The organism is Prevotella aff. ruminicola Tc2-24 (assembly GCF_900110895.1).
Taxonomy (GTDB): Bacteria; Bacteroidota; Bacteroidia; order Bacteroidales; family Bacteroidaceae; genus Prevotella.
The window spans coordinates 1,000,030-1,008,584 of record NZ_FOIQ01000001.1; the positions used below are offsets into that span (position 1 = coordinate 1,000,030).

The following is an 8,555-nucleotide window of genomic DNA, read 5'->3' on the forward strand; positions in this document are numbered from 1 at the left end:
TGTTATTATTTCTTGTGATGATCCCTTCTGATGCCGTTCCTCTTCAAGAGCGCATCAATAGTGGGCTCGCCCCCACGGAAACGCTTATAGAGAACCATCGGATTCTCCGTTCCACCCTTGGAGAGCACACAATCGCGAAAGCGTTGCGCCACCTGCGGACTGATTGTGCCGTGTTTCTTGAATAGACTAAAGGCATCAGCATCGAGGACCTCTGCCCATTTATAGCTGTAGTATCCCGCTGCGTAACCGCCGGCCATGATATGCGAGAACTGAACAGTCATGCAGGTGTCAGGTAACTGCTCGGTGACCATAGCCTTCTCCCAAGCTTTCTTCTCAAAAGTAATGATATCTTCGTCGAATGCCTCCTTACGGGTATAATATGCCATATCAAGCAGACCGAAACTAACCTGACGCATGCAAGCATAGGCCACATTGAAGTTTCGACTCCTGACGATGCGTGCTATCAGTTCATCAGGCAACGGCTCACCTGTCTGATAATGGAAGGCGAAGGTACGCAGGAATTTCTTCTCTATAGCGAAGTTCTCCATCAACTGAGAAGGCAACTCCACGAAATCCCACCACACATTCGTTCCACTCAGGCTCTCAAACCGAGTATTTGCGAACATCCCATGCAGAGAATGGCCGAACTCATGGAGGAAGGTTTCGACCTCACCTAGCGTTAACAAGGCAGGTTTCTCCGCTGTCGGTTTCGTAAGATTCATCACCACACTGACGTGCGGACGGTTGTTCACTCCTTTCCGGTCTATCCATTGTCCCTGATATTCAGTCATCCAGGCACCGCCCTGCTTCCCCTGCCGAGGATGGAAGTCTGCATAGAACACAGCCAGATAAGACCCATCTCTGTCAAACACCTCATAGGCTTTCACGTCTGGATGGTACACGGGTATATCTTTGTTCTCCTTGAATGAGATGCCGTACAGGCTGTTAGCCAATCCGAAGACACCCTCAATAACCTTGGACAATTCGAAATAGGGGCGTAGCATCTCCGCGTCGATCTGATAACGCGCCAGCTTCAACTTATGCGCATAGAAGCCGAAGTCCCATGGCTCCAGTTTGAAGTGACGTCCTTCCATCTTCCGTGCCATCTTCTCAATCTCTTTGACCTCCTTAAGCGCTGTCGGTTTGTAGGCTTCAATTAAGTTATTCAGCAGCTTATAGACATCACGCACATGACCCGCCATACGGTGTTTCAACACATAGTCAGCATAGGTCTTGTGTCCAAGTAACTGTGCCAGTTCACGCCGCAGGTTGATCAGACGTTTGCAGATCTCCACATTGTTCTCCGCATTATCATGCGTACACTCGGTATTTTTCGCCATATAGAGTTGCCGGCGGAGCTCACGTTGTGTCGAATAGGTCATGAATGGACTATAGCTCGGTGAGTCAAGCGTGATCACCCATCCCTCCTTATTCTGCTCTCTCGCGGTCTGAGCAGCCGCTTCACGAGCGGTATCTGGCAGTCCGTCAAGTTGCGCCTCATCTGTGATATGCAGAGTAAATGCCTTATTCTCCTTCAGCAGGTTCTGGGAGAACTGCAACCCCAGCATCGATGCCTCCTCCGTCAACTGCCGCAACCGTTCCTTTCCTGCTGCATCCAGTAAGGCACCGCTGCGAACAAAGCCATCGTAACAGTTGTCAAGAAGCATTTTCTCCTCTGGTGTCAACTTACGATGATGGCGATGCACATACTTGATACGCTCGAACAGTCGTTCATTCAGTCGGATATCGTTGGCATGTTTGGTCAGGATGGGACTCATCTTCTGCGCCAAGGCATCCATCTCATCATTGGTCTCAGCAGAGAGCAAATTGAAGAATACTGTCGACACCCGCGACAGCAGATCATAGTATCCTTCACCATCCTTCTCATCATCAACACTGACTATGGTATTGTCGAAGGTCGGTTTCTCAGGATTATTAATGATTTTCTCTATCTGTTCGTCTTCACGGCGGATACCCTCAAGCATCGCCTCTTCATAGTCCTCCAGACGGATATGATCGAAGGGAGCCACTCCATGGGGGGTATCATAGGGCTGAAAAAACGGATTCTTTCTTTCTATATTTTCGTTCATCATTTCACTACATTATTCGGCATGCAAAAATACAAAAAAAGACAGACCCAAACAAATCTGCCCCTGTTATTTTATAATATTTCACATCAACAACCGTTCCAGTTGTGGTATCTCTATCCTACCACGGTGTAACTCAAGTAGTCCCTCACCTTGCAACATGTTTAACGCACGCGACACATTTAGGCGACTGTCGTTCAATTCTTCGGCCAGACGCGTCATCAAAATATGGAACGACTTGGGCCCTGCCGGATAGACACAATGCAGTACAAAAAAACGGACAACACGCTCTCTGAGCGACTGTGGACACCGCCGCCACGGCAGACCTAAGAGTTTCTGTGTCTGTGTGGCATAGAGATTCATCAGGTTCAGGCGGAACACCAGGAATTCTTCCGCCAGTCGGACGACCTCTTCTTTATCGATGGTTATGAAGTTCGCATCCGTCAACGCTGTGAAATCATGCGTGTAACGCTGGAAATAGCCAAATATAGCCTCCTGCTGAAGAATATAAGGCGCCGACATCTGTTCCACAACCGAATATTGACGGTCTTCCGAGAAGGTCTCAATCTTGATAACACCGTTAATCAGGAAATACAACTGACTGCAGGCATCACCCGTCATCTGCACCGGTTTCCCCGCCCCCACTTTCGTAAAACCGAGACGAGTATGTCCCGCGACAATCTCCAGATCATCGTGGCTCATTCCCTGGAACAGCGGGAACTGAAGCAGTTGGTCATATATCCTCATAGCTATTCCGCTATCTTATCACGCAGAGATGGTGAGAACCATACGGCGTTGCGCCCATGTTCGTCACTATAGATAAAATAGGCCATCAGTTCAGGATGGCGCTCCAGAATCTGTTGGGCACGCTCCAGACCCATAACCATGAATGAGGTGGCGTAGGCATCAGCAGTCGCACAGTTATTTGTCAGCACCGTAGCCGACAGAATATTATGCTGTACTGGATAACCCGTTTTCGGATCAATGGTATGAGCATATTTCTTGCCGCCCTTATAGTAGAAGTTACGATAGTTTCCACTGGTAGCCATCGCCTTATCGGTCACATTAAGAACAGTCTGCAACTCATTCCCGACATTTAGAGAATCATCGGTTGGTTTCGTCACTCCAATCTTCCATGGAAGACGTTTTTCGTTTAGACCGCTTGTCACGACCTCCCCACCAATTTCCACCATGAAGTTCTGTACACCTCGTTTGCGCAACAGTCGGGCCACGACATCGCAGCCATAACCTTTCGCAATAGCAGAACAATCGAGCATCATCCTCGGATCACCTTTCCTAACCTTTCCGTTCTCCAGCGACAGTTTCCTATAACCCACAATCTCCATCAGACTGTCAACCTGTCCACGCGTAGGTTCGATACCATTCTTAAAACCAAACCCCCAGGCATTGACCAAAGGAGCGACCGTGATATCGAAGGCTCCGTCAGTCTCCCGTGACACTTTCATGGCCATCTGATAGACATCCATGAACATCTGATCGGGCACAACCTCCTCGTTCTGGTTGATGGCAGTGATTATTGACTGTTTGTTAAATGGCGACAACGACCGGTCAACCTTCATCAACTCTGCCTTGATGCTCCGACTGAGATCCGAGTCGCATTGGTAGGTAATATGATAAGATGTGCCGAAGATTAGGTCAGCATTCTTCTGATAAGGCATCGAGCGTTGCTGATGGATGACCAGGACTGTTCCGACGATGAGAAGCGCCAAGAATGGCAGCTGCCACATCAGTTTTTTCTTCTGTTTATCCTCCATAGTCGTCAACCGGCTTAGATATCGATAATCACATTAAAGGTACCTCCCAGACGCGTGTCACCATAAATGCCGAAACCAGGGACATACCATGTTTTTCCGATCTCACCGTCGGAATGGGCGATACGCCTCTTATACCTAACGCTCCAACCCAGATGAAGCGGACCGAACACCTTGGCGTCGACACCGATAACAGCCTCCAGCCAGTGGTAGTTACATGCCACATCATTCATTCCGTAGCCGGTCGGCCATTGCCACACAGGATCAGGGAATTCCGGGCAGGAGATATCAACCTTATACGAGGTAAAGGCATAGCGCAGGCCACCATATAGACGGTTGGGCCCATGTTTAAACTTCAGGAGATTCTTGTCCACACCAATCTTGAAATAAGGCGCCGACGTACTATAACACATACCCGTCACCTCATCATCATGACTGGCTTTTCCTAGTCCTGCCTCGACAATTGGGAACCACTCGTCGTGCAGATTGATTCGCAGAGCCCCCTCGTACTGTCCGTAGTCTGAGAGTGCCATCTGTCCGGCACCCACAAGATCGAACGACACGGAGAAACCACGGAACAAGGGGATGGAGTCTTTCTGCATTTTGAAAAACTTCATCTGTGCCTGAGCAGTTGGTACCGTCAAGAGCATCAGCAGACTAATCGCTAACCTTCGGATAGATATAGAAATGTGTGGTATTCTTGTCATAATCCACTGATGGATTTTTTATCACAATAGAATCAATGAAATGCTTTGTATGACGTACGTCCGTGAGTCGATGGAAGAAAGAGGCATTACAATCGACAGATTCGAAATGCGGGATATCGTCCTTTTTTACCCAAACGGTATCAAAGATGCTCATAGTCTTATTATAGACATTAAACACCAAGATATCCTCCGGATGAGAATAACTGACAGGAAGACTGAACGAGGCCTTACCTACATTTCTGTTAAGGATGATCGAGTCCGTGCCATCCTGACGGACAGTAGAGATTGTCAGCGTATCCATCAAGACCAGGGAGTCACCATCAGTATTGTAAAAACAATAGCGGGTGGTCACGGTATTATTCACCGGGCAATCGATAGATGAACAAGCTGCCAGCAGGATAGAGCAGAAGCAAAAGGTCAGTTTCCTCATATTGTCGTCTCTATCTGATAGTCGTTACGACCACTTGACGAGCGACTGATCAAATCACCCAAGAAGCCTGTCAGGAACAACTGGGTACCGATGATCATCATCGTCAGGGCTATATAGAAATAAGGAGAGTCTGTCACCAGACGCTGCGGAATATGATTGGCCAAGCACCACAGTTTGTCGGCACCAATCAAGAAGGCAGCCAGGAAACCGATAAAGAACATGATCGTTCCCAAGAAACCAAACACGTGCATCGGCTTCTTACCGAAGGTACTCAAGAACCAGAGAGTCAGCAGATCCAGATAACCATTGACGAAGCGATTCAGTCCCATGAACTTCGACGAACCGTATTTCCGAGCCTGATGTTGTACCACCTTCTCACCGATCTTGCTGAAACCCGCATTCTTTGCCAGATAAGGAATATATCGATGCATCTCACCGTACACCTCAATATTCTTCACGACAGCCTGACGATAAGCCTTCAGCCCGCAATTGAAGTCATGCAGATTCTTGATACCACTTATCTTCCTGGCAGTCGCGTTAAAGAGCTTAGTAGGCAAGGTCTTTGAGATTGGGTCATAACGTTTCTGTTTATAACCACTCACCAGATCGTAGCCCTCCTCCTTAATCATACGATAGAGTTCCGGAATCTCGTCGGGTGAATCCTGCAAGTCTGCATCCATGGTAATCACCACATCCCCCTGCGCCTGTTCGAAACCACAGTACAGAGCAGGGCTCTTACCATAATTTCTGCGGAACTTGATGCCCCTTACATGCTCAGACGTCTTACTCAGGTCTGTAATCACCTGCCACGACTCATCCGTAGAGCCATCGTTCACAAAGATCACCTCATACGTATACCCGTTCGCGTTCATCACACGATCAATCCATGCATACAACTCAGGCAGCGACTCCGCCTCATTATAAAGAGGTATAACAACTGATATATCCATTCTTCTGTTTCTTTATAATCTATTTCGGGGCTACATTTCGCTGCATCACCAGACTAATGGGAATGCCGAAGATGAAACCCAAGATAATATTTATCGTCAAAAAATTCAATGCATGATCTATAGGTCGGACTGCAGCCATCTGTGAAAGACTCTCGTCGATCATCTGCGTCATACCATATTGCTGCACCAACATGCGTCCTTCATCCGACGACAGCATCTTCGAAAGAGAACTCAGCACATAGCCGTGGTCCATATAGGCGAAATACAAGAACTGCAATACCGCCAGAAGCACCGCTCCATAGAAGAAAACGAAGATGGTATAGGCATAGCTCCGACGAAAGGAGATAATACCCTCCCTACCCTCATCGCGGAATTTACGGAGACGACCGGCCACAAAGAAAGGTGTCATCACAGCCAGCACGATGGCAAGCATCGCCATCATCTGGTTAGTGAGACCATATACATAACTGGCAAAACTGGCAGTCCACAAAAGGAACAGGAAGAAGCCATCCTGTCTAGCATATGCCTTTAATTGCTTATATTCTAATGGAGTCATTTTAACATATAAACGTTCAAGATGCAAAATTAAGCATTTTCCCACATATAACGAGTTCACAGCCTCAAAAAATCGTTAAATTGATACATTTTCTTATTTCCGAATTCTTATTTCTGAATTTTAATATGTACCTTTGCAGCCGCTAAACGGGCAGTCCTGTACGGCCAGCTCCCTTTGAATCCCCCAGGGTGGGAACGCAGCAAGGGTATTAGGTTGTAGCGGCGCGATGCAGGTAGCTGCCCACCCGCCTCTTTAGCTCAGTTGGCCAGAGCACGTGATTTGTAATCTCGGGGTCGTTGGTTCGAATCCGACAAGAGGCTCAAAACAGCAAAGGATTGGTTGAACCAATCCTTTTTTTATGTATCCTTACTACAAAAGCCCTAACCTTACACCTTAATATAACAAGTATTATTTCAGCATCTGGGAGATGTGGGTATTGAGAATGTGGAAGGAGGGGTCGACCATCGCACCATGATCATGGCCATCGATCTCATAGAGATAGGTGTGCTGGTGACCGGCGAGCTTCATCATGCGAGCCAGATATTGATTCTCATCATAACGGCCGTAAAGTTCTTTTTCTCGGTCTCCACAGATCAGTACCAGTGGTGGACAGTCAGGGCGTACCCAGTAAAGCGGTGCATATTCATCAATGGTGGCCTGCAACGGAGGAATACCCTGCATCTTCCGGACATTATAATGTGTAATAGCCTGTCCACTGAACGGCACATACATCCACACGCTGTCAGCATCTATGTCGTAATTCTTCAACCATACCTTATTCAGACAGAGCATCATGGCCAAATAACCGCCTGCGGAATGACCCGTCACAACAATCTTACGCGGGTCACCACCAAATTCCTTCGCATGACGGAACACCCAGGCAACAGCTTCTGCGGCATCATCAATGGTCTTGTCGACTGTGACATTAGGCAACAAACGATAGTTAGCACCTACCACAACATAACCCATATCCTTTAACTTCTGGGGAATCTCTTTCTGTCCGGCCTCCAAGCCTCCGCCGTGAAACCAGACAACGACAGGACAGTCCTTCAGATTAGTCGGATAATACACATCCAACTTCAGGCGTTCTTGAGCATAGGAGTCTGTCTTTATCGTATAGTTGATATCATTCACTGTTTTATACGTCTGAGCGCACGTCAGCGTAATAGACATCAGGGCCATCACTACAATTGCCATCCTTTTCATACGTTCACTATTTTGTGTTAGATGCAAATATAAGAAAAATAGGACTTCGGGAGAAACTTTTTTGATTTATTTAATGAGAGATAAAGTTTATTGGCATCATTAGGGGGGCGATCTAAGGGTGAAAGAGATAGGGTTTACGAGTGAAAGGGATAGCACTTAACAGAGAAAGAGATAATCCCTATAGGGGTATAAACCCTATCTCTTTCACTCATAAAGATTATCTCTTTCAGTCATAGACCCTATCTCTTTGAGGGTAAGATCGGCGGATTCTTTATCGATAACGCAACAAATTGATTTGCAATTAGTTACAACTAAGTCGTTTCTTGCATTCTTTGTCCCTTCGACAGGCTCAGGGACCGTGAAGGATGGACTCAGGGACTGTGGAAGAGGATGGGCCTGTGAGTGCTGAGCGGTCCCTGAGCTTGTCGAAGGGTCTGTCGAAGCACAGGACCGTGGAAAACGAAGAAGCCCCGGGGCATTGCTGTTCCAGGGCTTCGTCTAAGAAAAAAAGTGGCGGCCTCCTACTCTCCCGCATTGCATTGCAGTACCATCGGCGCAGGCGGGCTTAACTTCTCTGTTCGGAATGGGAAGAGGTGGGACCCCGCTGCAATAACCACCTGATAAATCACTTCATTGGACAACGACCGTCTCCATCTCAGGAGGAACGGACACTTGCCAACGTATGGGTGACTATCTCCACACAAGACCGAAGCCAAAGGCTCCGCTGACTGATGAATTTCTCTCTCTTCAGCATACAACTGAAAGTACCGCCTCGCGGCGAAAGATCTCGGGCAATTAGTAGCGCTCGGCTTTGACGTCACCGTCTTTACACCTGCGCCCTATCAAC

Annotated in this window: 8 protein-coding genes, 1 tRNA gene, 1 rRNA gene and 1 other RNA gene; 2 read left to right on the forward strand and 9 right to left on the reverse strand. The window is 47.7% G+C overall.

Translation table 11 applies throughout. The annotated features are described in order from the left end of the window. Positions 1-5: 5 nt before the first annotated feature. The 7 genes from BMY63_RS04225 to BMY63_RS04255 form a co-directional block, all read right to left on the reverse strand. A complete protein-coding gene (locus tag BMY63_RS04225; protein ID WP_177178379.1) occupies positions 6-2,090 on the reverse strand; it encodes a M3 family metallopeptidase in 2,085 nt (694 codons plus the stop codon). Between the two features lie 81 nt (positions 2,091-2,171). After that, on the reverse strand, positions 2,172-2,834 hold the full coding sequence (locus BMY63_RS04230; protein WP_091899880.1) for a Crp/Fnr family transcriptional regulator: 663 nt from the start codon (positions 2,832-2,834) through the stop codon (positions 2,172-2,174). Positions 2,835-2,836: 2 nt separating this feature from the next. Continuing rightward, positions 2,837-3,862, reverse strand: coding sequence for an FAD:protein FMN transferase (locus BMY63_RS04235; protein WP_091899881.1), 1,026 nt, complete (start codon positions 3,860-3,862; stop codon positions 2,837-2,839). A 14-nt stretch (positions 3,863-3,876) separates the two neighbouring features. Further along, positions 3,877-4,476, reverse strand: a complete 600-nt coding sequence (locus BMY63_RS04240; protein WP_369807694.1) for a DUF6048 family protein — start codon at positions 4,474-4,476, stop codon at positions 3,877-3,879. A 40-nt stretch (positions 4,477-4,516) separates the two neighbouring features. Next, complete coding sequence (locus BMY63_RS04245) at positions 4,517-4,996, reverse strand: DUF6452 family protein (protein WP_091899883.1); 480 nt, start codon at positions 4,994-4,996, stop codon at positions 4,517-4,519. Then, on the reverse strand, positions 4,993-5,946 hold the full coding sequence (locus BMY63_RS04250; protein ID WP_091914890.1) for a glycosyltransferase family 2 protein: 954 nt from the start codon (positions 5,944-5,946) through the stop codon (positions 4,993-4,995). The genes BMY63_RS04245 and BMY63_RS04250 overlap by 4 nt, the downstream gene beginning before the upstream one ends. A 19-nt stretch (positions 5,947-5,965) precedes the next feature. Continuing rightward, positions 5,966-6,502, reverse strand: a complete 537-nt coding sequence (locus BMY63_RS04255) for a DUF4199 domain-containing protein (RefSeq protein WP_091914892.1) — start codon at positions 6,500-6,502, stop codon at positions 5,966-5,968. A gap of 147 nt (positions 6,503-6,649) precedes the next feature. Between BMY63_RS04255 and ffs the strand changes: the two genes are divergently transcribed. Both ffs and BMY63_RS04265 read left to right on the forward strand, forming a co-directional pair. Then, positions 6,650-6,748: signal recognition particle sRNA small type (ffs, locus tag BMY63_RS04260), an RNA gene on the forward strand. Continuing rightward, positions 6,749-6,822 (forward strand) — tRNA-Thr (locus BMY63_RS04265). 88 nt (positions 6,823-6,910) lie between these two features. Here the strand turns inward: BMY63_RS04265 and BMY63_RS04270 are convergent. Further along, positions 6,911-7,708, reverse strand: coding sequence for an alpha/beta hydrolase (locus tag BMY63_RS04270; protein ID WP_091914894.1), 798 nt, complete (start codon positions 7,706-7,708; stop codon positions 6,911-6,913). A gap of 508 nt (positions 7,709-8,216) precedes the next feature. Further along, positions 8,217-8,329: ribosomal RNA gene (rrf, locus tag BMY63_RS04275) — 5S ribosomal RNA — on the reverse strand. Between the last annotated feature and the right edge of the window lie 226 nt (positions 8,330-8,555).